The organism is uncultured Porphyromonas sp., from assembly GCF_905372525.1.
In the GTDB taxonomy this organism is placed as follows: Bacteria; Bacteroidota; Bacteroidia; order Bacteroidales; family Porphyromonadaceae; genus Porphyromonas.
The window spans coordinates 1-26398 of the sequence record NZ_CAJPPN010000022.1 but is presented as its reverse complement, the minus strand read 5'-3'; the positions used below and the strand labels follow the sequence as shown (position 1 = coordinate 26398).

The 26398-nt window shown below is 57.2% G+C and carries 21 protein-coding genes; 17 read left to right on the top strand and 4 right to left on the bottom strand.

Features of this window, described 5'->3' with window-relative positions:
* Nucleotides 1–19 precede the first annotated feature (19 nt).
* The 11 genes from nusA (at nt 20) to QZ170_RS05450 (ending at nt 13311) form a co-directional block, all read left to right on the top strand.
* Nucleotides 20–1378, top strand: coding sequence for a transcription termination factor NusA (nusA, locus tag QZ170_RS05500; RefSeq protein WP_297178314.1), 1359 nt, complete (start codon nt 20–22; stop codon nt 1376–1378).
* 27 nt (nt 1379–1405) lie between these two features.
* Nucleotides 1406–4372, top strand: a complete 2967-nt coding sequence (gene infB / locus QZ170_RS05495; RefSeq protein ID WP_297178311.1) for a translation initiation factor IF-2 — start codon at nt 1406–1408, stop codon at nt 4370–4372.
* Between the two features lie 227 nt (nt 4373–4599).
* Nucleotides 4600–5094 carry a pyridoxamine 5'-phosphate oxidase family protein gene (locus QZ170_RS05490; protein WP_297178308.1) on the top strand — a complete coding sequence of 165 codons (495 nt, stop codon included), beginning with the start codon at nt 4600–4602 and terminating at the stop codon, nt 5092–5094.
* A gap of 180 nt (nt 5095–5274) precedes the next feature.
* Nucleotides 5275–5526, top strand: coding sequence for a type B 50S ribosomal protein L31 (locus QZ170_RS05485; protein WP_297178301.1), 252 nt, complete (start codon nt 5275–5277; stop codon nt 5524–5526).
* A 237-nt stretch (nt 5527–5763) separates the two neighbouring features.
* Entirely contained in the window at nt 5764–6186 is a 423-nt protein-coding gene (locus QZ170_RS05480; RefSeq protein WP_297178298.1) for a 6-carboxytetrahydropterin synthase, read from the top strand.
* A 215-nt stretch (nt 6187–6401) separates the two neighbouring features.
* Nucleotides 6402–8573: a DPP IV N-terminal domain-containing protein gene (locus QZ170_RS05475; RefSeq protein ID WP_297178295.1), complete on the top strand. Its 2172-nt coding sequence runs from the start codon at nt 6402–6404 to the stop codon at nt 8571–8573.
* A 42-nt stretch (nt 8574–8615) separates the two neighbouring features.
* Nucleotides 8616–9905, top strand: coding sequence for a phosphoribosylamine--glycine ligase (gene purD, locus QZ170_RS05470; protein ID WP_297178292.1), 1290 nt, complete (start codon nt 8616–8618; stop codon nt 9903–9905).
* Between the two features lie 139 nt (nt 9906–10044).
* Nucleotides 10045–11046: a hypothetical protein gene (locus tag QZ170_RS05465; RefSeq protein WP_297178289.1), complete on the top strand. Its 1002-nt coding sequence runs from the start codon at nt 10045–10047 to the stop codon at nt 11044–11046.
* Nucleotides 11047–11063: 17 nt separating this feature from the next.
* Nucleotides 11064–12182 (top strand): DUF2027 domain-containing protein, encoded by a 1119-nt coding sequence (locus QZ170_RS05460; RefSeq protein ID WP_297178286.1) that lies wholly within the window; start codon nt 11064–11066, stop codon nt 12180–12182.
* A gap of 11 nt (nt 12183–12193) precedes the next feature.
* Nucleotides 12194–12646 (top strand): CYTH domain-containing protein, encoded by a 453-nt coding sequence (locus QZ170_RS05455; protein WP_297178283.1) that lies wholly within the window; start codon nt 12194–12196, stop codon nt 12644–12646.
* Nucleotides 12647–12735: 89 nt separating this feature from the next.
* Nucleotides 12736–13311 (top strand): superoxide dismutase, encoded by a 576-nt coding sequence (locus QZ170_RS05450; protein WP_297178281.1) that lies wholly within the window; start codon nt 12736–12738, stop codon nt 13309–13311.
* 423 nt (nt 13312–13734) lie between these two features.
* On the opposite strand, the gene purB is transcribed toward QZ170_RS05450, so the two are convergent.
* The 4 genes from purB to bamD all read right to left on the bottom strand — a co-directional run bounded on the left by purB (nt 13735) and on the right by bamD (nt 16901).
* Nucleotides 13735–15075, bottom strand: a complete 1341-nt coding sequence (gene purB / locus QZ170_RS05445; RefSeq protein WP_297178278.1) for an adenylosuccinate lyase — start codon at nt 15073–15075, stop codon at nt 13735–13737.
* A gap of 143 nt (nt 15076–15218) precedes the next feature.
* Nucleotides 15219–15677, bottom strand: coding sequence for a DUF4293 domain-containing protein (locus QZ170_RS05440; protein WP_297178275.1), 459 nt, complete (start codon nt 15675–15677; stop codon nt 15219–15221).
* Between the two features lie 42 nt (nt 15678–15719).
* Nucleotides 15720–16046, bottom strand: coding sequence for a DNA-directed RNA polymerase subunit omega (locus QZ170_RS05435; protein ID WP_297178271.1), 327 nt, complete (start codon nt 16044–16046; stop codon nt 15720–15722).
* Between the two features lie 48 nt (nt 16047–16094).
* On the bottom strand, nt 16095–16901 hold the full coding sequence (gene bamD / locus QZ170_RS05430; protein ID WP_297178269.1) for an outer membrane protein assembly factor BamD: 807 nt from the start codon (nt 16899–16901) through the stop codon (nt 16095–16097).
* A 1056-nt stretch (nt 16902–17957) separates the two neighbouring features.
* Between bamD and QZ170_RS05425 the strand changes: the two genes are divergently transcribed.
* The 6 genes from QZ170_RS05425 to hemW all read left to right on the top strand — a co-directional run bounded on the left by QZ170_RS05425 (nt 17958) and on the right by hemW (nt 26223).
* Entirely contained in the window at nt 17958–19829 is a 1872-nt protein-coding gene (locus QZ170_RS05425; RefSeq protein WP_297178346.1) for a heavy metal translocating P-type ATPase, read from the top strand.
* 383 nt (nt 19830–20212) lie between these two features.
* A complete protein-coding gene (locus QZ170_RS05420; RefSeq protein WP_365300057.1) occupies nt 20213–21247 on the top strand; it encodes an IS5 family transposase in 1035 nt (344 codons plus the stop codon).
* Nucleotides 21248–21552: 305 nt separating this feature from the next.
* Nucleotides 21553–22572, top strand: coding sequence for an aspartate-semialdehyde dehydrogenase (locus QZ170_RS05415; protein ID WP_297178266.1), 1020 nt, complete (start codon nt 21553–21555; stop codon nt 22570–22572).
* Between the two features lie 46 nt (nt 22573–22618).
* Entirely contained in the window at nt 22619–23461 is an 843-nt protein-coding gene (gene panC / locus QZ170_RS05410) for a pantoate--beta-alanine ligase (protein ID WP_297178263.1), read from the top strand.
* An 8-nt stretch (nt 23462–23469) separates the two neighbouring features.
* Nucleotides 23470–25086: a family 10 glycosylhydrolase gene (locus QZ170_RS05405; RefSeq protein ID WP_297178260.1), complete on the top strand. Its 1617-nt coding sequence runs from the start codon at nt 23470–23472 to the stop codon at nt 25084–25086.
* 9 nt (nt 25087–25095) lie between these two features.
* Nucleotides 25096–26223, top strand: a complete 1128-nt coding sequence (hemW, locus tag QZ170_RS05400) for a radical SAM family heme chaperone HemW (RefSeq protein WP_297178257.1) — start codon at nt 25096–25098, stop codon at nt 26221–26223.
* Nucleotides 26224–26398: the final 175 nt, after the last annotated feature.

Below are 26398 nucleotides of genomic sequence, written 5' to 3'. Positions count from 1 at the left end.
ATAACCCCCAAATAGCCCAATGGCAAAGAAAAAAGAAACAACGAGCCTCATCGAGGCACTCTCCGAGTTCAAGGAGCTCAAGAACATCGACAAGAACACCATGATCCAGGTCTTGGAGGACTCTTTCCGCAATGTCCTCTCCAAGATGTTTGGCTCCGATGATACCTTCTCCGTCATCATCAACCTCGAGAAGAAGGGGGACTTCGAGATCTGGCGTACCCGCCACGTCGTCGCCGACGAAGAGGTCACCGACCCTGTGCACCAGGTCGCCCTGAGCGAGGCACAGGCTATTGACCCTGATGTCACCCTAGACGAGGACTTCGTGGACGCCGTAGACTTCAATGCCTTTGGCCGTCGTGCCGTCATCAACCTCCGTCAGGCTCTAGCGAGCAAGATCCTAGAGCTGCAGAAGGACAACTTCTACCACAACTTCATCGGCCGTGTCGGCGAGCTTGTCTCTGCCGAGGTCTATCAGGTGTGGAAGCGTGAGGCTCTACTCATCGACGACGAGGGCAACGAGATGCTCATGCCCAAGAGCGAGCAGATCCCTGGCGATTTCTTCCGCAAGGGCGAGACCGTACGTGCCGTGATCGCACGTGTGGAGAACGAGAATAGCAACCCCAAGGTCATCCTCTCTCGTGTCAGCCCCGAGTTCCTCAAGCGCCTCCTGGAGCTGAACGTCCCCGAGATCGCCGACGGGCTCATCACCATCCGTGCTGCTGCCCGCATGCCCGGGGAGCGTGCTAAGATCGCCGTAGAGTCCTACGATGATCGTATCGACCCCGTAGGCGCCTGCGTAGGGGTCAATGGGTCTCGTATCCGCAGCATCGTACGTGAGCTCAAGGGGGAGAACATCGACGTGACGACCTTCACCTCCAACACCCTACTCTTCCTCCAGCGTGCCCTTAGCCCCGCTAAGGCCCTCGCCATCACCCTCGACGAGGAGGGCAAGCAGGCCGAGGTGTACATGCGCCCCGATCAGGTACCACTGGCTATCGGTAAGAACGCAGCGAACCTTCGCCTAGCCGAGCAGCTCACGGGCTACCGCATCGAGGTCTTCAGAGACGAGGAGGGAGTAGAGGAAGATATCTACCTCGATGAGTTCGACGACGAGATCGAGGCCTGGGTCATCAACCAGCTCAAGGAGAAGGGCTATACCACCGCCAAGTCCGTACTCCGAGTAGGACGTGAGGAGCTCCTCGAGACCTCCGACCTAGAGGAGGATACCCTCAACCATGTCCTGCGCGTCCTAGAGACTGAGTTCGCCGAAGAGGCCGAAGAGGAGGGCTATGAGGAATATGAGGATGTAGAAGAGGGAGAGGAAGAAGAGGGCGCAGATGCCGACAGCACCACCGCCACAGAGGGAGAAGAAGCTTAACCAAACAAGAGGAAGAGAACAGAGTATATGCCAAAGGAGATAAAGCTATTCATCCTATCTAAGGAGCTCAACGTGGGTGTTGGTTCCCTGAAGGACTCGCTGGAGCGCAGAGGCTTCCCCAACGCAGAGGCCGTGAACCCCAATACCAAGGTCTCGCTGGACCTAGCGTCCCAGCTCATCCAGGAGCACGGCAAGCACCTCGGTAAGGATCGCCTAGAGGCCATCCTCGCCAAGCTCACGAGCCCTGCCCCTACCAAGGAGCGTGCTCAGGAGCCACGTCCTGCCCAGGAAGCCCCCGAGAAGAAGCCCCGGGAGGTCACCCATATCGACACGGTCGTCCCCGAGGACCGTCGTCCGAGCCTCAACATCAAGGGCTCTATCAAGCCCGCCGAGCCCAAGCCTGCCCCTCAGCCTGAGGCGAAGGAAGAGCCCAAGGCAGAGGTCAAGCCGGCCCCTCAGCCCGAGGCTAAGGTCGCCAAGCAGGAAGAACCTAAGCCCGAGAAGAAGGCGGAGCCCAAGCCCGAGGCCAAGGCAGAGGCCAAGGCAGAGGTCAAGCCTCAGCCCGAGCCCGAGAAGAAGGCCGAGCCCTCTGCCCCACAGAAGGAAGAGCCAAAGAGCGAGCCTAAGAGTGAGGTCAAGAGCGAGTCTAAGAGCGAACCTAAGCAGAGCCCCGAGAGCAAGCCCGCCACGGAGGACAAGCCCACACCGACAGAGCCCCATGGAGAGGTCTTCCGCCCCTCGACGGCCTCGGTGAACATTAGCTTCAACGTCGTCGGGAAGATTGACCTCAACGCCATCAATGACTCGACCCGCCCAGCGAAGAAGAGCAAGGCAAACGACAAGAGCCGTAAGCGCACCCGTGTAGGCAAGGGCCCCGTAGACGTCAAGGCCGAGGCCGCAAAGGCCGCCGAGCTCGGGGCAAAGAAGCCCGGACAGAAGGGCGGTGGCAACCAGCCCGGTGGCGGTCGCTCCGCTGACCCCAACGCTCGCTCCCCACGCTCAGGTCAGGGCTCTGGCGAAGCACAGAAGACGGGACGCAAGGCTAAGCGACAGAAGGAACTTCCACAGAAGGCCGTAGTCACCGACGAGGATGTCCAGCGTCAGGTCAAGGAGACCCTCGCCCGCCTCACGGGCAAGAACCAGCAGGGAGCCAAGTCCGCTAAGCACCGCCGTGACAAGCGTGATGCCGCCCGCTCGGCAGCCCTCGACGCACAGGAGCGTAGCGAGGCAGAGAGCCGGACACTGAAGCTCACCGAGTTCGTGACCGTCAGTGACCTCGCCAACATGATGGACGTACCCGTCACTCAGGTCATCGCTACGTGTATGAGCATTGGCCTGATGGTATCGATCAATATGCGTCTGGACGCAGAGACGATCGATATGGTCGCTGAGGAGTTTGGCTTCAAGACGGACTTCGTCAGTGCCGAGGTCGTCGAGGCCGTTGCCCACGAGGACGAGGTAGACGACGAGGCCGACCTCGTCACACGTGCCCCGATCGTCACCGTGATGGGACACGTAGACCACGGTAAGACCTCACTCCTAGACTACCTGCGCAAGACGAACGTCATCGCAGGTGAGGCTGGGGGGATCACGCAGCATATCGGTGCCTACAGCCTCAAGCTCGCCGACGGCAAGCGCATCACCTTCCTAGATACGCCAGGTCACGAGGCCTTCACCGCTATGCGTGCCCGTGGTGCTAAGGTCACAGATATCGCCATCATCATCGTTGCTGCTGACGACGACGTGATGCCCCAGACCAAGGAGGCAATCAACCACGCTGCCGCAGCTGGTGTCCCCATGGTCTTCGCCATCAACAAGATCGACAAGCCCGGGGCTAACCCCGACCGCATACGTGAGCAGCTCGCTGCCATGAACTACCTCGTCGAGGAGTGGGGCGGTAAGTACCAGTGCCAGGAGATCTCTGCCAAGCAGGGGATCAACATCGATGCCCTACTGGAGAAGGTGCTCCTAGAGGCCGAGCTCCTAGAGCTCAAGGCGAACCCCAACCGCCGTGCCGTAGGGTCGATCATCGACTCCTCACTGGACAAGGGACGTGGCTACGTAGCCAAGGTACTCGTGCAGAACGGTACCCTACATCAGGGGGATATCGTCCTAGCGGGGACGCACTACGGACGCGTCAAGGCTATGTTCAACGAGCGTGACAAGAAGGTCAATGAGGCAGGCCCCAGCGCACCTGTCCTCATCCTCGGTCTGGACGGCGCACCAGCCGCAGGTGAGACCTTCAACGTCATGGAGACCGAGCAGGAAGCACGTAGCATCGCCAGCAAGCGTGAGCAGCTCAAGCGTGAGCAGGATACCCGGACGAAGAAGGGCCTTACCCTCGACGAGCTGGCTCGTCGTCGTGCCCTCGGGAACTTCCAGGAGCTCAACGTCATCATCAAGGGCGACGTGGACGGCTCTATCGAAGCCCTCTCCGACTCCCTCATCCGTCTCTCCACCGAGGAGATCCAGGTCAATGTCATCCACAAGGGTGTCGGACAGATCTCCGAGAGCGACGTGGTACTAGCCTCTGCCTCCTCGGCTATTATCCTGGGCTTCCAGGTGCGCCCCAGTCAGGCCGCCCGTCGCCTAGCCGACCGCGAGGGTGTAGAGATACGTACCTACTCCATCATCTACGACACCATCGAGGACATCAAGTCCGCTATGGAAGGGATGCTCTCGCCTGAGATCAAGGAGAACGTCGTGGCCAATCTGGAGGTACAGCAGACCTTCAAGATCACCGGTGCTGGTACCGTCGCTGGCTGTATGGTCGTCGAGGGTAAGATCAAGCGCACGAACAAGATCCGCCTCATCCGTGATGGTATCGTCAAGTACGCTGGGGAGCTCGGCTCACTCAAGCGATACAAGGACGACGCCAAGGAGGTCGTCATGGGTCAGGAGTGCGGTCTGAACATCGAGGGCTACAACGACATCCAGGTCGGCGACATCATCGAGGCCTACGAAGAGATCGAGATCAAGAAGACCCTAGACTAGGCCTTTGCCCCGATCCTAAGCCCAAGGAGGCGGTAGACTCCTCTCCCTCGTCTGCGGGAGAGGGCTACCGCCTCCCTACATTTCCCCGCCTTCACCTCGCGGGTCTCTGAGATATCCTATACATTATTATATATAGGGAGCCCCTCGGGCAGGGACGATCTAGGGATGCCGTAGCCAGCTAGAACGAGGAGGATTTAGTACCTTAGCAGGGACAAAATCACATCGAGATGAAGTACAACAATGATGAGGTGAGGCGCCGGGATCGCCTCCTAGACGAAACCCGAGCCCTCGAGCTCCTGAGGACTGCGGAGTATGCCGTCCTCTCTATGATCGACGAGGAGGGGAAGCCCTACGGTATCCCCATCAACCACATCTGGGACGAGGGGGAGCGCATCTATATCCACTGTGCCCCCGAGGGCAAGAAGCTACGTGCCCTACGTGCCCATAGCGAGGTATCCCTCTGCATCATCGGACGTGTACACCTGCTCCCGAGCAAGTTCACCACCGAGTACGAGAGCGTGATCCTCCGTGGTCGAGCACAGCTAGACCTCCCCGCCGAGGAGCGTATGCATGCCCTTCACCTCCTGCTGGAGAAGCTTTGCCCCGAGGATATGGAGCTAGGGCAGCAGTACGTCGAGAAGTCCTTCCACCGCACCGAGATCATTCGCATCGACATCAGTGAGCTGAGTGGCAAGCGTAAGTACGTACCCCATCAGTCCTAGCCCCCAGCCCCAGGATGACCCTAGGCTCGGGAGGGAACAGAGGGGTGCGCCGAGGGAGGGAGTGCAGGTACGGGCTTTGATATTCAATAAATTATCTGTACATTTGCAGTCCATTACGCTCCTATACAGTTACCACAAAGTAGTAAGAGACAAGACAAAATAACGTTATAACGAAGAATAATGAAGAAAGGAATCCATCCTGAGAACTACCGTCCCGTGGTGTTCAAGGACATGTCCAACGAAGACATCTTTATCACTCGCTCCACAATGCCCGCTAAGGAGACTATCGTCGTCGACGGTGTAGAGTATCCTCTGATCAAGGTAGAAATCTCTAGCACCTCACACCCCTTCTTCACGGGTAAGGCTAAGCTCGTCGATACGGCTGGTCGTGTAGACAAGTTCATGAGCCGCTACGGTAGCCGTAAGAAGTAAGACATACCGTACCCTACTATAGGGACAGGACATAGAGACCCCGAGCGAAGTACAAGCTCGGGGTCTTCTTTTTTTCCCCTCCCCCTCCCCGAGGACACTACGGACGAGAGGAGCCCACATAGAGGAGCGTGCGTGGTGGCGCACGAGACTCCCCCCCTTCGCTAGGTAGTACAGATGATGTATCTTTGTGTCTCAGATAGTAATGATTAGTAACCAAGCAATCAAGGAGGACGATCAATGATCACAGCAGAGCGTTATCACGACATCAGTATGGGGCATCGTGTCGTAGGGCACGAGAACAAGTGCCGACACCTACACGGGCACAACTACCGCATACACTTCGTCTGTGAGGCCAGTAGCCTCGATGCGCTAGGGCGTGTCATAGACTTCGGCGAGATCAATGATCGTCTGTGCGAGTGGCTCGAGGAGCACTGGGATCATCGTACCATGATCTGGCAGGAGGATCCACTCCTCCCCGAGCTCCAGCGCATCGCAGCAGAGGACCTCTGCATCGTGCCCTTCAACCCCACCGCCGAGCACATCGCTCACCACCTCGTCCACGTCATCGGTCCACAGCAGCTCGAGGGGACAGGCATCCGCCTCGTCAGGTGTCGGGTGGATGAGACCCGCAAGTGCTCAGCTACTTGCTCCCTAGAGTAGCCCACCGCCTGCTGGCTCTCGCCCCGCAGGGGAGGCAACAGCCCCCCTCGGCAGGTCTAGGCGGGGGCTCTGACCGCCCCTGCATACCTTATTCATACTATCGGTAGGAGGACGGTCACCCGGGATAAGCTTTTTCCTCCACCTTCACCCCGTGGATAAGCCAGTGAGAATAGCTATCTTTGCTCATACGCAAATACTACATACGCTCAAGAACAATGAAACTAAGAACGCTCGTCACGCTGCTCACGATGATCCCCGCGACCCTCACGGGCCCCCAGCTCACGGCCCAGGAGACCCGACGTACTCCCACCCTAGAGGAGTACACCTCTGGAGCCCCCAGCCAGCTACGTCCTACCTCACTGAGAGCTCTACAGTGGCTAGGCAATGACTATATCTACATCGAGGGGACAGACCTGAAGATCGGTACCCCAGGAGCCAAGCGCACCGAGCACACCCTCCTCAACCAAGACGAGCTACTCGCCCTAATCGGTGAGGCGAAGAAAGACCGACCTGCCAAGTACTTCTCCCCCCTACAAGTCGTAGGGCGCGAGCAGAACCTCCTACACATCACCTATGCCAAGAAGCACCACATCATCGACCCTCGCACACGTGAGCTCCTAGCTACCTTCGAGCAGGATACGAAGGGCGAGCAAGAGTTTGTCCTCTCCCCCACAGCTAAGGTAGCTGCCGTAGTCAAGGAGAACAACATCTACCTCGCTGGACTAGAGCCCCAGCAGCGACAGATCACTCGTGATGGTAGTCCCACCCTCGTCTATGGACGCACAGTGCATCAGAATGAGTTCGGCATCCATGGAGGGCTCTTCTGGAGCCCTGACGGGAGCAAGCTAGCCTTCTACCGAATGGATCAGAGCATGGTCGCCCCCTATCCCATCGTACACACTAACGTACGCAAGGCGACCCGACAGGATCTCTACTACCCTATGGCTGGTATGCCGATCCACCACGTCACCGTAGGCATCTACGACCTTGCCTCGGGTACAACGACCTACCTGCAGACAGGCGAACCCAAGGAGAAGTACCTCACGAACCTCTCGTGGGCTCCCGACAGCAAGACCCTCTACATCGCAGAGGTCAATCGGGAGCAGAACCGCATGGAGCTCAAGAGCTACTCCCCACAGACGGGAGCAAACCTCGCTACCCTCTTCGTAGAGGAAGACGAGAAGTATATCGAGCCCCAGCACCCCCTACACTTCATCCCTGGGCGTCCAGGGGAGTTCATCTGGCAGACCCGCCGAGATGGCTATTCGCACCTCTACCGCTACAGCACGAGTGGCCGACTCCTCGGGCAGATCACCCGGGGCGACTATGAGGTCACGGACTTCCTAGGCTTCGCAGACGGAGGCAAGACCCTCCTATACACCTCCACCGAGCAGAGCCCTATCAATCGTGTCGTCTACCGCATCGGCATCGAGGGCAAGGGCAAGAAGCTCCTGACCCCTCAGGCTGGGTGGCACGTAGCACAAGCCTCCCTCAATGGACGCTACCTACTGGACACCTACGAGGCACTCCACGAGGTGCGTCAGAATAGGCTCGTCGCCACAGCTACGGGCAAGGAACTTACCCTCTACACGTCCAAGGATCCAGTGGCAGGCTTCGATACCCCAGAGATCGTCCTCGGCACCATCACAGCTGCCGATGGTAAGACCCCTCTACACTATCGCCTCATCAAGCCTACCCACCTCGATCCCTCCAAGAAGTACCCCACGATCGTCTACGTCTACAATGGTCCTCATGCACAGCTCGTGCAGAACCGCTTCCACGCAGGGAGCCTCGGGTGGGATCTCTATATGGCGACACAGGGCTATGTGATCTTTACCGTCGATGGTCGTGGCTCGGCAGCCCGTGGGGCAGCCTTTGAGCAGGTCATCCATCGTCAGCTAGGCGTCAACGAGATGGCTGACCAGATGCAGGGAGTGGCCTTCCTCAAGACCCTCCCCTATGTAGATGCTACCCGTATCGGAGTCTACGGCTGGAGCTATGGTGGCTTCATGGCGACCAACCTCCTGCTGACCCACCCAGAGGTCTTCAAGGTCGGTGTCGCTGGCGGGGGCGTGATGGACTGGAGTCGCTACGAGGCGATGTATGGAGAGCGCTACATGGACACTCCTCAGGAGAACCCCGAGGGCTACAAGGCCTCCAACCTCACCCTGCGTGCCAAGGACCTCAAGGGTCGTCTCCTACTGATCCACGGCACGATAGACCCCGTCGTACTCTGGCAGCATACCCAGCTCTTCGTAGAGGCCTGCGTCAAGGCGGGTACCTACCCCGACTACATGATCTATCCCGAGCACGAGCATAACGTCCGAGGGGCAGACCGTGTACACCTCAACGCTACGATCACCCGCTTCTTCAAGGATCATCTTTAGCCCCCCTAGGCCGATGGTCTCATCATATATATAGTGAGCTCTATGAATATACTTCTATTAGGCTCTGGCGGACGAGAGCATGCCCTAGCGTGGCGCATGGCTCGTAGCCCAAGACTGAACCGCCTACACATAGCTCCGGGGAACCCAGGCATGGATAGCTATGGCGTCTGCCACCCCGAGGTCGGGGTCACCGACTTCGCTGCTATCGCTGAGCTGATCCGGAGCCAAGCGATCGATCTGCTCGTCGTCGGTCCCGAGGTACCCCTCGTACGTGGTATCGTGGACTATCTACGGCTCAAGGAGGGACTGACCGAGCTCCTCATCGTAGGGCCTGACCAAGTGGGTGCCCAGATAGAGGGGAGCAAGGAGTTCAGCAAGGCCTTCATGGAGCGCCATGCGATCCCGACGGCTCGTTACCGCACCTTCGACCGCTCGGGCTACTACCAGGCGGTAGAGTACCTACAGCAGCTCCAGCCCCCCTATGTACTGAAGGCTGATGGGCTCGCTGCCGGCAAGGGCGTCGTCATCTGCGAGACACTCAGCGAGGCCAAGCACGAGCTACAGCTCCTGCTCTCTGGTCGCTTCGGCAAGGCCAGTGCACGGGTCATCATCGAGGAGTACCTCTCCGGCATCGAGTGTTCCGTCTTCGTCGCCACAGATGGGCACGACTACCGTATCCTGCCCGTAGCCAAGGACTACAAGCGGATAGGCGAGGGAGACACTGGCCCCAATACCGGTGGGATGGGCTCTGTATCCCCTGTACCCTTTGCCGACCAAGCCTTCATGGACAAGGTCGAGGAGCGTATCATTCGCCCTACGATCCAGGGGCTACGCTCCGAGGGCATCGACTATCGTGGCTTCATCTTCGTCGGACTGATGAATGTCGGGGGAGAGCCTTATGTCATCGAGTACAACTGCCGTATGGGTGACCCCGAGACCGAGTCTGTGATGCTACGTATCGACTCGGACTTTGTGGAGCTCCTAGAGCGTATGGCTCGGGGACACCTAGGCGACTACCAGCTAGAGGAGAGCCCCAAGTATGCAGCCACGGTGGTACTCGTCTCAGAGGGATACCCCAACGACTATCCCAAGGGCTTCCCCATCAGCTACCCCCACGAGCCGACCTTTGATGCGGCACTCTTCCACTCGGGGACGATTCGTGACACCTCGGGGCATCTAGTCACCAGCGGGGGGCGGGTGCTCACCGCCAGCTGCCTCGGCACCACCCTACAGGAGGCTCTCAAGGCCTGCTACCATCTAGCTGGGCAGGTACAGTACGAGGGCAAGTCGCTCCGCCGAGACATCGGACAAGACCTACTGAAGCTCCTCTAGCCCCACCTCTCCCCAGATCACCCATCTCCATCATCTCGGGACTCCCCCAGCGAAGCCTATGGACTAAGCCCCTTCCTAGGCTTAGTCCATAGGCTTCGCTTCGCTCCGACGGGGGGGATCTCCCCTAGCGATACCCTCTATGGCCTATAGACTGCCTGCACGCCACCAGGAGGTAAACTGGCGTGAATTTACCCTTTGGTCGATCCTCTTCTTTGGGATCTATCTCTTCTATCCCTTCAGCTTCCTCGTAGGGGATAGGAGCTATATTCCCCTGACCGACTTCCCTTATCTACCTGATGCCATCACGACACGACTCTTGGCTATCGTCCCCCTCATCCTGACCGACTTCATCGTGGTCTATATGAGTGAGCGATATATCCTACTAGCCAAGGGGGAGCGTCCCACAGCCCTACTCTATATCACGGCGCTGACACTGACCCAGCCAGAGCTGACCTTCCTCAGGGGGTGTTCGCTCCTGCTGATGACGCTCATCCTCTTCACCTCCTTTGGCGAGGAGGGGCGGAGCGAAGCCCCCTTCCCCTACTTCACCACTGGGCTCATGATCGGGATCCTGTGCCTCGTACACCCGATCTACCTCCTCGTGGTGCTGTGTGTCCTGACGACGCAGTACTTCGTCCGCACCCTCACACCACGCAATGTGCTGGCCGTCTTGCTCGGGATCGCCCTCCCAGCCTGGATACTCTCGCCCCTACTCTTCGTCCTCTGGTACCAGGGGGGGCTGGATGCCTACCTCATCTATGTCTGGGGGCTGATCGAGGGACTCCTCCCCATACGGTTCCCCTTCATCTCGGGGATTAGTATCGCCTATGCACTCTTCATCGTGGGGCTCTTTGCCCTGGGGTGTCTACTGTACATGGGGCGTTACCAGCGTGAGAAGGTCCGTTCGCGGGGAATGATCGTCTCGCTCCAAGTATCCTGCCTGCTCCTCTTCACCTTCGTCGCCATCTTCAGCCCTTGTACTCCGGAGCTTCTGGTGATTATCATCACCCCACTATCGCTCCTACTCGGCAAGGGGTTCGGGGAGCTACGTCCCCGTCCAGCCCGTATCGTCCGTACGATCTCACTGCTGATCCTACTGGGGATGACTCTAGCACAGGCTTACTATATCACCTTCTCCTAACTACATCACTTATCCCAATGAATAATCCTCAGAATGTACGCGTCGGCGTACAAGTTCGCTTCCTCAACGATGTCGGTGGGGGGCGAGTAGCACGTATCACGGGCGATACTGCCTGGGTAGAGGACGAGGACGGCTTCGAGATCCCCACGGCTCTCAAGGACTGCGTCGTCGTAGAGGCCGAGGATACCTTCATCCCAGCCATCCGCCCTCCGAAGGTCATCCAAGACAAGCTTCGCCCCACCACGCCTACCCCACAGCCTGCTCCCCCCAAGCGTGAGGTCTCTCCCTCCGTACCTACCGATCTGCCCTACACCTATCTCCCGGATCGGGGTGAGCTCTTCGCTTCGCTGGCCTTCCTCCCCATAGACCCAACCCAGCTGGGGCTGACGAACTATGAGGCCTACCTCATCAACAAGAGCAACTACTGCCTCCACTTCACCTACCTCAGCCGAGTGGCGGCAGGTAGCTACAAGCTCCGCTGCAGTGGGACGATCGAGCCCAATGGCGATGCCTTCCTCGAGGAGTTTGCCCCAGCAGAGCTCAACGACCTCGAGCACCTCGCCCTACAGATCACACCGTATGACGACCACCGCCCCTTCCGCCTCGTAGCTCCCCAGCTCGTCGAGCTGAGGCTGGACGGGAGGAAGTTCTTCAAGCAGCGTAGCTTCGTGAGCAATGAGTTCTTCGAGGACGAAGCCCTCATCATCCCCGTCCTAGAGGGTGGGCAAGCCACACAAGAGCTCGCCATCGAGACCAAGGAACTCGAGCAAGCCCTACAGAGCCCTACACCGAAGGCAAAGGGACACTCCCACTCAGATAGGGGGGCGAAGGGGAGCAATAAGCCCACCCCCCAAGGCCCACTCGTCATAGACCTCCATGCCCATGAGCTCCTAGAGACGACCACTGGGATGTCCAGTGCGGATATCCACCAGTATCAGGTAGAGTACTTCCACCGAGTCATGCGGGAGTACCTCGGGCAGAAGGGGATGAAGATCATCTTCATCCACGGCAAGGGAGATGGGGTACTCAGGAGCTCACTGGAGCGCGAACTGAAGCAACGCTATCGGAGCTGTACCTATCAGGATGCTTCCTTTAGGGAATATGGCTTCGGTGCTACACAGGTTACGATCCGTTAGTCCCCACACCGATGCAAGAGATCGAGCGCAAGTACCTCGTCACCTCCATGGACTTCGTCCGTGAGGCCACGGAGGTCATCCCCATAGACCAAGGCTACCTACATGCCCAGCCCCCTACCGTGAGGGTACGCCTCTGGGGCGAACAGGGCTTCATCACCATCAAGGGCGGCAGTGACCCCTCGGGGCTTGCCCGAGAGGAGTATGAGTATGAGATCCCCGTAGCGGATGCCCGCTCACTGCTCGAGCTCTGTGGCTCTCACCGCCTGAGCAAGGTGCGTCACCTCGTCCCCTACCGGGGGCACACCTGGGAGGTCGATATCTTCACGGGCAGGCATGAGGGGCTCGTCCTAGCGGAGATCGAGCTCTCCTCGGTATGGGAGCAGTATGATCTCCCCCCCTGGGTCGGTCAGGAGGTCACAGGTGACCCTCGCTACTACAATGCGATGCTCGCAAGGAAACAATAGCTTACCTAGGGCGGTTATCAAGGTGTAAGTCCCACAAGGCTGTGGGGCAAGTAGCTAACACAATCATTCATTTAAAAGCAATATCATCGATGAAGTTCGAACTCATTCAGCTCCCCTACGCACCTAACGCTCTAGAGCCAGCGATCAGCGCCGAGACTCTTTCCTTCCACCACGGCAAGCACCTAGCTGGCTATGTCAATACCCTCAACTCCCTCATCGAAGGCACAGAGTTTGCCGAGGCTAGCCTAGAGGACATCGTGCGCAAGAGCGAAGGCGCGATCTTCAACAACGCAGGTCAGCTCCTCAATCACAACCTTTACTTCACGCAGTTCGCTCCCAACGCTGGGGGTGCTCCTAAGGGCAAGCTCCTCGATGCGATCGTAGCTAAGTGGGGAAGCTTCGAAGCCTTCCAGGCTGAGTTCCTCACAGCCTGCACGACCCTCTTCGGTTCGGGTTGGGCTTGGCTCTCCGCCAAGGAGGATGGCGAGCTCGTGATCACCAAGGAACCCAACGGGAGCAACCCCGTCGTACATGGCCTTCGCCCCCTCATGGGGATCGACGTCTGGGAGCATGCCTACTACCTCAGCTACCAGAACCGCCGTGCCGACCACGTCAAGGACGTATGGGCGATCATTGACTGGGAGGTAGTCGCTTCTCGCTACTAGACCCTCGGATAGAGCGCAGGACGCGCTCCCCCTACTTCTATTTTTCTCTTACCACCGTAGAGGCTATATCCCATAGATCGGGGTATAGCCTCTCTCTTTATCCCCACCCAGCAGGGACTTATCCCCCACACGGCTCCGAGTGGGGATAACACAAATAGTAGAGGAGGCTACCCCCGAGCCAAGTATGCTCCTGGGGGTAGCCTCCTCTATATGTATCCTATACGGTATGGGCTCTAGGAGAGCCCTATGCTAGGAGTATGATGCCCACTGCATTCGGGTGCTGGGCTTATCCCTATGCCGGGGGCTTTACCCTCCCCGCACGAGGTCTGTGATCCACGCTGTAGCCGGGATACCCGTAGGCTGTAGGGGGGATCTTCGGTCTCGAAGGACAGTACACCCTACACCGAGAGGCTCGGCGGTGGGCTATACGCCTGTGTAGCTGTGGGGCGTGATGCGGTGCATCTCCTCCTTGACCTCGGCACTCACAGCGAGCGACTCGATGAAGTCATAGATGGACTGCTCGGTGATGTGCTCGTTGGTGCGAGTCAGCTCCTTGAGGGCTTCGTAGGGCTTGGGGTAGCCTTCACGGCGCAGGATGGTCTGCAGACCTTCGGCGACGACCGCCCAGTTGTTCTCTAGGTCTTGGCGCAGAGCCTCTTCGTTGAGGAGGATCTTGCCGAGCCCCTTGCGCAGGCTCTTCAGTGCGATCATGCTGTGCGCCATAGGTACGCCCACATTACGTAGGACGGTGGAGTCCGTGAGATCTCGCTGGAGGCGGGAGATGGGGAGCTTGCGGGCAAGGAAGCCATAGACGGCATTGGCCAGCCCGAGGTTGCCCTCTGCGTTCTCGAAGTCGATGGGATTGACCTTGTGGGGCATCGCCGACGAGCCAACCTCTCCGGGGCGGATCTGCTGCTTGAAGTACTCCATAGAGATATACATCCAGAAGTCCCGTGCCAGATCGATGAGGATCACGTTGATACGGGTAAGGATGTCGAAGAGGGCGGCCAGCTGGTCATAGTTGGAGATTTGCGTCGTGTAGGCCTCGCGCTGTAGGCCGAGACGGTGGACGAACTCCGTGGCGAAGTGCTTCCAGTCATGGTCGGGATAGGCGACCGAGTGGGCATTGAAGTTGCCCGTCGCTCCCCCGAACTTCGCCGTGTGGGGTAGGGCATCGAGCCCCTTGAGTTGCTCCTCTAGGCGATAGATATAGACCTCTAGCTCCTTGCCTAGACGGGTGGGCGAGGCTGGCTGTCCGTGAGTACGTGCGAGCATGGATACCCCTGCCCATTCCCCAGCGTAGAACTTCAGCTGGTCGATCAGCCCGCCGAGCTCGGGGAGGAACACCTGCTCTATCGCCTCCCGGATCATCAGCGGGAAGGCGGTGTTATTGATATCCTGCGAGGTGAGCCCGAAGTGGACGAACTCCTTCTCCTCGGTGAGCCCGAGGGCATCGAACCGCTCCTTGATGAAGTACTCCACGGCCTTGACGTCGTGGTTCGTTGTACGCTCGATCTCCTTAATACGTGCTGCATCTCGGCTGGTGAAGCTCAGATAGATGTCGTGGAGGTGCTCGATACGCTCTTCGTTGAGCACCTTGCCGAGTGTGGGGAGCTCCTCGCTCAGGGCGATGAAGTAAAGGATCTCAATACGTACCCGATAGCGGATCAGTGCCTCCTCAGAGAAGTAGGGGACGAGTGCCTCGGCCTGAGACCAGTAGCGTCCATCGATCGGGGAAATAGCCTGTAGGGAATCTAATTGCATGACTAGAGAAGAATACTAAAACAAAGGTGTGTGCAAGCATAAGTGACGAAGCCTAACCTGCTCCCCACATCTCGGGGAGGGGCTAGGCTTCGCTATGAGGAGAGTAGAGGTGCATCATCTAGTGGATGAGCCAGTGGCGAGCATTAGCGTAGACGGCTGGAGGCTCTGATGAGGGTCTCATCGTAGATCATCCTGCGAGCTGCTAGATAGAGCAGGGGCAGGCAGATGATCGGTAGTGCGAGTGGGAAGCGTATCCCGAAGCTAGCTCCATTGGCCGAGCAGAACTGCCAGCATACCCAAGCGATATAGATAAGCTCACCTAGGATCACGCACAGTAGCAGTACCGTCAGACGCATCTGGAGCATCCTACGCTTGAAGAGGAAGATCAGACCAAAGGCTCCGAGGCTCACGAGGATACTCAGGGCACCGATCGCCCAGACACTGTGCTGTGGAGTACCGTCCGTACCACTGTAGATACTCCAATTGCTCAGCAGACAGTAGATACCCTCGGGGAGCGTGAAGATCGCCACGTCCTGAAAGGCGAAGAGAGCCATCAGCACCCCCACGATGAGGAGCCAGAGGGTCTGTATTCGTTGCCACATAGTCGTAGAGATAGAGAGGGGGGAGGGGGAGTCGTGGAGGGATTACTTCTTCGTGCGACCAGCGATGTTGTAGTAGAGGTCGCCGTCCTCGTACTCCTTCGCAGCGATGAGGGTCGGCTTGGGCAGACGCTCGTACTGGCGGGAGAGCTCGATCTGCTCCTGGTTCTCGAAGACCTCCTGAGCATCGTCAGTGAAGATGGTGAACTCCTGTAGCTTCGCCTCCAGCTCCTGCTTCGTCTCGGCAGCGATCTGGTTAGCTCGCTTGGCGATGATCATCACTGTCTCATAGATATTCTCAGTATCCTGACTGAGACGGACCATATCACGGCTGATCGTGGTGGTCGGTACATTCTTTCTGTACTTGGGCATATTTTATTTATCGATTGTCTTGATACAAAGTAGGCTGCCGGCTACGGACTAGTTGGCAGACTTACGTCCGTTCATACGCTGGTAGATACGCTGTGCCTGCTTGAGGTAGCGACCCTCGGGGAAGTCGTTGACGTAGGCATAGTAGGCATCGATGACGTCACGCAGACGCTCCTGGAGCTTCTCGGGGACACTTAGCTCCGCCTGATCCTGCTTGGCACGTAGGATCAGGAAGTAGAGATCCTCCTTGTGCTTGGTGTAGGGATAGTCCTTGAGGGCATTCTGCGCCGTGATGACACAGGACTCATAGTTATTCCCGAGGTAGAGGCCTAGGTCGTAGTAGAGCTTGGCGGCGAGATATTCCTTGTAGGCGAGCTTGTCCTGTAGGGCGAAGAGCATCTGCTGTACGGCGCTGGCATGCTCGCCCTTGGGATAGAGGTCGAGGTAGGTCTGGAGCTCCTTGATCGCACCGAGGGTCATCGACTGGTCGAGACGGGCATCGGGCGAAGCCTGGTAGAGGCAGTAGCCCGCCTTGAAGTGTGCCTCCTCGGCCATCGGAGCCTTAGGGTAGCTCGTATAGTAGTTCTGGAAGTAGCGTGCGGCATCGGCCTCCTGCCCTTCGTTGAAGTAGGCATCAGCCAGCAGGTAGGTGCTCTGTGGCCCTTCGGTCGTCCCGACCAGCGAGGGGACGACGTCCTCCATCAGGCTGACGACACGTGCGTATCGCTTCTCGTTATAGCATTTCTTAGCGTAGGAATACCGCTCACTCACATCTGTAGACTTCTGCACACGATAGTACTCTCCACACGAGGAGAGGAGGATGAGCCCGAGGCAAGCTACACAAAGTCTCTTGATCATACTTATTTATCTCGTCACTGCACAGCCAGATAGACTGGGCTCTGCAAAGATACGACTTTTGTTACTTTCCTATATAACGTACCCCTAGGCGCTCTGCGTGCCCCCTCCTGCGAAGACACCCCTAACCCCTCTCTTTGCCCCCGAGGAGGGAGGCTCGACACACGTCTCCCACCCCTTCCCCACACAGATGCCGCAGCGAGCTCGCACAAGGGGGGGAGGGGCTGGTATCGGAAAGGGGTAAAGTAGACATTCACAGAAAGCCCCCACCCTCTTCGGAGCTGGCTGGAAGGGAGGGGGCGCCCGAGAGGATCAAGTAGGCATTCGTAGAAAGTCCCCCTTCCCTCCCGACTAGGGCGGAGTAACGAGTGGGCACTAGGGAAGGCGGGGGCTTCGCCTGGGCGCTCCCGACCTCTTTCCTGCGTGACATAGCCACGAGGGTCAAAGAGTACTCCCGAGCCCCTCTCTAACTCGCTCTGTATCGGGCATTACGAGAGAGCCAAAACGCTCTTACCGAGAGCGCACTTGCGCTCTCGGTAAGAGCGTCCTCGTCACCTATGTAAGGTGATTGGTGCGATCATACCGAGTCCTCTCAAGGGCTCTCAAGTAGTGTGTAGACACCCCCTCGGAATGAACCTCACAGGCACAGCACAACAACGAACAAAACACACTATACGACAGCGACATAAATACACCAAACGACACCAGCCTCAGCACCTCGCTCGCGCCCCCCTCTCCCGATAGCCTACCCAAGACGAACGACCTTGCGCACATTCGCTCCCACTTTTCCCCATACAGCCCCTCCCTACTATACCTATATATATTGTCTCCTCTGCATCGACACAAACACTCTACATTACAGTCCCTCCCTACTATACCTATACATATTGTCTCCTCTGCATCGACACAAACGCCCTACATCATACTTATATTAGCCCCCATGCACTACCTATATTAGACTGTTGCACTTTAGGGTGGAATGTGCAGATGTAGGGAATCTTTGCAACTGAGTTGCAAAAGATATATCCTATATTTGCAAAAACAAAAGTTGTGGAAATTATGGAAAAGGAAAATAGAAACAAACTTATAAGGATAATCTCTGCTAGTGTACTCTTAGTAGGATCGGTATTGGTAGAACGGACAATGAACCTGCTGATATGGCAACTATTGCTTGTCTATCTTGTGCCTTACTTGGTTGTGGGCTACGACGTGCTAACGGAAGCTGCCGAGGACATTGCACATGGCGAGGGCATGGATGTGGACTTCCTCATGGCTATAGCTACATTAGGGGCCCTTTGCATCGGTTTTATGCCGGGGGCAGAACCACAGTTCACTGAAGCGGTGTTTGTGATGCTCTTCTTTCAAGTGGGCGAACTCTTTGAAAGTTTTGCCGAGGGTAGAAGCCGTAAGAGTATCTCTCAGCTGATGGACATCCGTCCCGACATCGCCCATGTAAAGCGTGGTGAAGAGCTGGTGGACGTGAATCCCGAAGAGGTGAAGGTAGGCGACATCGTTGTAATTCGACCAGGAGAGAAAGTACCGATGGACGGTATCGTTATCGATGGTGCATCAAGTCTGAATACAGTTGCATTGACAGGCGAGAGCGTACCGCGTACCATTCGCCCTGCCGATGACATCATGTCGGGATGTATAAATCTCAATGGTGTGGTGACAGCAAAAGTAACCAAGGCATTTGGCGAGAGCACGGCGGCAAAGGTGCTCAACCTCGTGGAAAACGCCACAAAAAATAAGTCGAAGAACGAAAAATTCATCACCAAGTTTGCCAAAATATACACGCCCATAGTAGTTGTACTTGCCTTGTTGGTGGCAGTTATACCACCGTTGCTCGTCAATGGGCAGTTGTGGAGCGTGTGGATCTATCGCGCTCTCACATTCCTTGTAGTGTCATGCCCTTGTGCTCTCGTTATCTCCGTGCCTCTCACTTTCTTTGGAGGCATCGGTGGAGCATCGCGAAAGGGTGTGCTCATTAAGGGCTCTAACTATATGGAGACATTGGCAAAGGTGCGCACGATTGCCTTTGACAAGACTGGCACCATGACACACGGTGTGTTTGACGTTACTGCTATTCATCCCGAAAATATTGCCCCCAATGAATTATTGCACTTAGTTGCTCATGTGGAACGATATTCCACGCACCCCATTGCCCTCAGCATTCGCAAGGCTTTTCCTGACAAAAACGACGGCTGCGATGTAAAGGACGTAGTGGAGACGGCTGGACAGGGCGTGACGGCTCGTATAAATGGCAAGTCGGTAAGTGTGGGTAATACGAATTTGATGGAGAGCGTGGGCGCAAAGTGGCGACCCTGTGAAAAAGTGGGTACCATTCTCCACATTGCCATCGATGGAGAATATGCAGGTCATATTGTAGTGTCAGACAAAATTAAGGAGGATGCCGCTGATGCGGTAAATGCTCTCAAGGCAGAAGGTGTGAAGAGATTGGTGATGCTCACGGGCGACAAGGAAGAAGTGGCTGCCGATGTGGCTAAGACCGTTGGACTTGCGGAATATCATGCTGAACTCTTGCCAGGCGACAAAGTGAGTCAAGTGGAAACAATTCTCAAAGAGAATGCAGAAGGGACAATGGCCTTCGTTGGCGACGGCATCAACGATGCTCCCGTGTTAGCACGTGCCGATGTGGGCATTGCGATGGGCGGACTGGGCAGTGATGCCGCCATCGAAGCAGCCGACGTGGTGTTGATGGACGACAAGCCGTCGAAGATAGCCGTAGCTATCCGTCAGGCTCGACGCACACTGCGCATCGCAAGGGAGAACACTTGGTTTGCCGTTGGCATCAAAATGTCAGTGCTCATCCTCGCTTTCTTCGGACTGGCTACCATGTGGATGGCAGTATTCGCTGATGTTGGTGTAACGGTGCTTGTTGTGCTGAATGCAGCTAGGACTCTGAAATAACAATCTGGCCACAAATGCCAACTAACTAAAGAGCCATAATGATAGCATGTAATTCCCCAAATTTCCATCGTCTATCATTATGGTTTTTTGTGCAAGTCATCGAAAAGGTGAAGGAAATAAGAAGAAGTTTGCCAATAATGGTGTACAAAAATCCACAATTCATCTTCTTGGACGAGGCGACCAACGCCTTAGATGCCAATAACGAACGAGCTATCACTGAGGGGCTAGCTTCGTTCTATATGAGACCATTGCACGGCACTGGAGGGGACCCAGGTCTATTCCATTTGCGTATATTTCTGATATTTAGTATCTTCATGGATAAAATAGTCGTATAGCTATGCCTACTAAGCAGACAGAATCCGCCCCGAGCTTCCTGCAAGTTTATACGCAGGTGCGTCGCGCGCCTGAAGCACTCGTTCCTTCGACAGATCAGCGCTTGCGTTGACTGGCGAGGTATTCGCACGCTACTCAACAAGAAGTATACAAAGACCCAGAACGCCATAGGCAATCCAGCCTATGATGCCTTGATGATGTTCAAGATCCTACTGCTTCAGACCTGGTACGGCCTGAGTGATTACGAAGTCGAAGAACGGATCAACGACTCCCTCCTCTTCAGCGAATTCCTCCTCTTGGATATGGGCCTTCCAGCTCCAGACCACAGCACCATCTGTCGCTTTCGCGCTGAACTGACGCGCTTGGGGATTATGGACAAGCTCCTTAGCGAGCTGAATAAGCAGTTCAAGAAGCACGGGATTAGCCGTATTGACCAAGGGGCTATCGTGGATGCGAGCATTGTGGATAGCCCGCACGCTCCCGATGGAAGTATCCTCATCGAAGTGGCAGACGACCGAGAGGACTTGCGCACCGAAGAAGAGCAAGCCCAAGAGCAGGCTTATCAGTATGAGCTCAAAAGTCGCAAACCTGGGGTCGATACGGAAGCTCGGTGGGTGCGCAAAGCCAGGCACTATCGCTACGGGTACAAAAAGCACGTGCTGACCGATGGGCAAGGGTTGGTGGAGAGCATAATTACCACGCCAGCCAATTGTGCCGATACGGTGGTATTGCCCGAGCTGATAGAGAAGGCTGAGCTTACGCAGGGCGTTAGTGTCCTTGCCGATAAAGGTTATTGTAGCAAGAAGAACTCGGCTTGTCTCTTTGAGCACGGCTTGATTGATGGGATTATGCTCAAGGCGCAGAAGGGGATGAAGCTCACAGAGCGACAACGTGAGCTGAATAATGCCATCAGCAAAATGCGCTGTTTAATCGAGCGTACCTTTGGGAGTATCCGAAGGTGGTTTTCAGGAGGGCGATGTCGTTACCGAGGGCTTGAGCGAACCCATACACAGAATATCTTGGAAGCTATGGCATACAATCTGAAGCGTATGCCCAGGCTTCTTGTACTCCAAAGCATCAAATAGCCCAGAAAAGCCCCCTCTCGGAAGGGTTATCCTCCCGAGAGGGGGCAAGGGGGAGGTGCAGGTATCCCACTTCTCAGCCTAAATCCCCCGAAGTTTGACGGTGGAAGGTCGAAGCTGTAAAGAGGTGGGCTTGCGCAATGGTCTCATATATATAATGTAGGCTCTCGTCCTCACCCCCCGCTCTGACAATGGGGCACCTACCCTAGCCCAGACGAGAAAGGCAAAAGGGGAAGAGGCTCTGTACGTTTCTTCGTACCTTTGTCGCCTAAAGTAGCATCAACTAAAGATAAGCCCAAGAGAAAAGAATGAACATAGCAATCGTCGGTGTAAGTGGAGCCGTCGGCCGGGAGTTCCTACGAGTACTCAGCGAGCGCAGCCTCAAGATAGATCGCCTAGAGCTCTTTGCCTCGGCTCGTAGTGCAGGGAGCAAGGTCACCTTCCGTGGCAAGGAGTACACCATCCGTGAGCTCCAGCACAACGATGACTTCCGTGATATTGACGTAGCCTTCGTCTCTGCTGGGGGGAGTGTTTCCCTCGAGTATGCCGAGACGATCACACGCCATGGGGCGATCATGATCGACAACTCCAGTGCCTTTCGCATGCAGGAGGATGTCCCCCTCGTCGTCCCCGAGGTCAATGCTGCCGATGCCCTCGTCCGCCCACGTGGGATCATCGCCAACCCCAACTGTACGACCATCCAGATGGTCGTCGCCCTCAACGTCATCCACCAGCTCTCCCCTATCACACGTGTCCACGTGGCGACCTATCAGGCAGCCAGCGGGGCAGGCGCTCGGGGTATGGCTGAGCTAGATGAGCAGATCCGAGCCATAGCTCAGGACAAGGAGCCCGAGGTCAAGAAGTTTGCCTACCAGCTTGCCTACAACCTCATTCCTCAGATCGACGTCTTCGCCGATGAAGACTACACCAAGGAGGAACTCAAGATGTACCACGAGACTCGCAAGATCATGCACAGCTCCCTCTCGGTGAGCGCTACCTGCGTACGTGTCCCCGTGACCCGTGCACACTCCGAGGCGATCTGGGTAGAGACCGAGGAGGCTCTGGAGCTGGATCGTGTGCGTGAGGCCTTTCGCCGTGCCCCCGGCATCGTCCTGCAGGATGAGCCCGAGGATCAGGTCTACCCCATGCCTCTCTTCATCGCGGAGAAGGATCCCGTCTACGTGGGTCGTCTACGCCGTGACCTAGCCAACCCTCGTGGGTTAGCCTTCTGGTGCGTCGCCGACCAGATCAAGAAGGGTGCCGCACTGAACGCAGTACAGATCGCCGAGTACCTCGTCGCCGAGGGAGTGATCGGCAAGCGACACTAAGTAAACTAAGTAACCTACTACTCATTATTATATTACTATACCAGTAATGAATATATATCAGCACATCGAGGGCCTACAGGCCTTCGTAGCGGCAGAGCGTGCCGCTGGACACCGCATTGCCTTCGTCCCCACCATGGGAGCGCTACACGCAGGACACCTCAGCCTGGTCAAGCGGGCACTACAGGAGAACGACTGCTGCATCGTGAGCGTCTTCGTCAATCCCACACAGTTCAACAACCCTCGTGACCTAGAGACCTACCCACGTACCCTAGAGGCCGACAGCGACCTACTTAGCTCCGTAGGTACCTCGGCACTCTTTGCCCCCGAGGTCTCGACGATCTACCCCGAGCCCGACACCCGCCACTTCGACGTCGGCGCAGTAGCCGAGGTCATGGAGGGGAAGTATCGCCCTGGACACTTCAATGGAGTCATGCAGGTCGTCTCTCGCCTCTTCGAGATTGTACGCCCCGACTGCGCCTACTTCGGCGAGAAGGACTTCCAGCAGATCGCTGTCCTACGTGCTATGAGTCACCTCATCAAGAGCCCTGTGGAGATCATCGCTTGCCCGATCGTCCGTGAGGCGGACGGGCTAGCCCTGAGTAGCCGCAACCTCCTACTCACCAAGGAGGGACGAGCCGTAGCGCCCAACATCTACCGCATCCTAGCGGAGAGCCGTAGCTGGAGACAAGACCATACCCCACAGCAGGTGATCGAGCGGGTCACGGCGGAGATCAATGCCCTCCCCGAGCTCCGTGTAGAATACTTCGAGATCGTGGATACCGACAGCCTGCAGCCCATCACTCAGTGGAGTGACAGCCCGAAGCCCCACGGCTGTATCACAGTCTACTGCGGTGAGGTACGTCTCATCGACAACATCCCTTACTACTAGAGAGCGGCATGCTGCACCCCAAGCACCTTGCCCTCGCAGCCTCCCTCACGCTCGCTCTAGCTCTCACTGGCTGTGGAGCTAGGCGGAGCGTGCCCGAGGAAATCCCTCCTACGAAGCCCCACCCGACGAGCCCTCAGCAACCCGAGGACAAGAGCTCTATGGTGGAGCACAAGCCCTGGGTACGCCCCACCGGAGACTCCATCCGTGAGGAGATGCGTGCCGTCTGGCTCACTACTGTCTACGGGCTCGACTGGCCCAAGGACCGCGCCGACACCCCCGACGGAGTACGTAGGCAGAAGGAGTCCCTCATCCGTATCCTAGACCGACTGAAGCAGGACGGCTACAACACGGTCTTCCTACAGGTGCGTCACAGTGGGACGACCATCTACCCTACAGACTATGAGCCCCTCTCCAGCCGTCTAGCGGGCGAGGGGTACTTCGGGGATTACGATCCCGTACGATTTGCCCTCACGGAGTGCCGTCGCCGGGGTCTGAGTATGCACGCATGGTTCGTGACCTACCCCTTGGCCTCCTCGAAGCGTAGCCCTCACCCTATATTACGAGATCACCCCAGCTGGGCCATCCACCACAAGGGCTCCTATCACCTCGACCCCGGAAACCCCGAGGTACGTAGCTATGTCGCCCACCTCGTCACGGACTTCCTGCGCCGCTATGCGGTGGATGGGATCCACTTCGACTACTTCAGGTACCCCGAGGAGGCCGAGCGGTTCAACGACAAGGCTAGCTTCATCGCCCACGGGCTCAGCTATCCCACGAGGGAGGCCTGGCGCCGAGACAACCTCACCCAACAGCTCCGTGAGGTGCGGGACTCGCTCAGGAGCATCCACTCCCAAGCCCTAGTCAGCGTCGCCCCCTTAGGCAAGCTACAGAAGATCCCTGACCTCGGCCGTCCCCATGGCTGGACAGCCTACGAGTCCGTCTATCAGGATCCCGTCACATGGGGCAAGGAGGGGCTCGTAGACTTCGTCGTGCCGATGATGTACTACCGTGATGTACTCTTCGAGCCCTTCCTGCGAGACTGGAAGGAGCTCGTCGCCCCCTATATCCCCGTAGTCCCAGGCCTAGCTCCCTACCGTATCGAGGAGACCGGCTGGCCAAGTGAGGTCATCGAGGAACAGATAGACCTGGCCCGTGAGGAGGGGCTAGCGGGTGTATGCTTCTTCAGAGAGACACATACGGGCGGTCGTTTCCCCGCCGTACGTAGGATCATACAAGAGGCCTTCCGACACCCAGCACTCCCCGTAGCCTATCCCCGAGGACTAGCACACAAGCCCGCTGCCCCTAAGCACCTCGATGCCGCTGTCGGGCAGGACGGGACGATCCTCGTGCGCTGGTCTATGCCCCGAGAGGCAAGTGCCGATGGGACGACCTATCGTCTGTGGGCAGTAACGACAGACGCACATGGTCGCCGTGAAGCTTCGCTACTCTCCTCCACTCTACGTGACCCGCACTGTCTGCTCGTGATGAGTGACCTCATCGACTACGACTGCATCGAGCTAGGGGTGGAGGCCGTGAATGCCTTCGGGGTCTCCACGCCCTGCACCGAGGGGCTGGAGCTGAACCTCGCTGCCCTACGTGAGGAGATGCGTCACCCTCGGCGATAGGCCTCAGGGATGAACCTCTATCTACACATACCCTTCTGCGCTAGCCGCTGCTCGTACTGTGACTTCTATACCCAGACGAGCAGTCGGCTGAGGGTAGACTTCGTCACAGCCCTCCTTACAGAGCTAGCTCTACAGCGGGGTGAACTACCAGAGGGGGAGGAGGTACAGCACATCTACCTAGGTGGCGGTACCCCCTCCCAGCTTACCATCGAGGAGCTAGGGCGCATCTTTGAGCAGATCGATCGGCTCTATCCCCGAGCCTCGGGTGGAGAGGTCACGATCGAGTGCAACCCTGATGACGTCACGCCCTCCTATGCCGAGGGCTTGGCCGCCCTCCCCATCAATAGGGTAAGCATGGGCGTGCAGAGCTTCCACGCTGATGACCTGGACTTCCTGCAGCGACGGCATTCTCCCGAGCAGGTACACGAAGCCGTCTCTGCCCTACGCGCCGTAGGGATCACGAACCTAAGCCTAGACCTTATCTACGGACTACCTGGACAGACTCTATCCCGCTGGGCAGAGAACGTCGATCAGTTCCTCTCCATCGGTACCCCCCATCTCTCGGCCTACCACCTCATCTACGAGGAGGGGACAGCCCTCACACGGCTCGTAGAGCTTGGTCGGGTCAAGCCCGTGAGCGAAGAGGACAGTCTAGCCTTCTTCGAGCTACTCATCGACCGAATGCAGGGAGCTGGATACGAACATTACGAGATCTCGAACTTTGCCCTACCCGAGTGCTATGCCCGCCACAACACGGGCTATTGGCAGGGTGTCCCCTATCTCGGCTTTGGGCCCTCGGCGCACAGCTATGATGGGAAGAGGTCTCGCTCGTACAATAATCCTTCGCTCTCTGGCTACACCCAATCCCTACTGCGTGGAGAGCGTCTCTATACGGAGGAGCACCTCAGCCCCGAGGAGCTACAGCACGAATACATCATGACACGTCTAAGGACACAGTGGGGAATATCTATCATGGCATACAGAGAGCGGTTTGGGGACGTCGCCACGAGTCGCCTTCGCCAGCTAGCCCAGCCCTTCATCGAGGCAGGCACCCTAGCCCTAGAGGGGGACAAGCTCCACCTAACACGTAGCGGGATCTTCGTCTCGGATGGGATCATCGCCGAGCTCTTTGACTAAGGGTGGAGGGATACTACGAGTGTAGGAGAGAACGAACGAGGGGAAGGTATCGCAGGATACCTTCCCCTCGGGATAATAAAGAGAAAGGGGAAAGGTATCACGGATACCTTTCCCCTTCTGGTGACCCCGGTGAGGCTCGAACTCACGACCCAGTGATTAAGAGTCACTTGCTCTA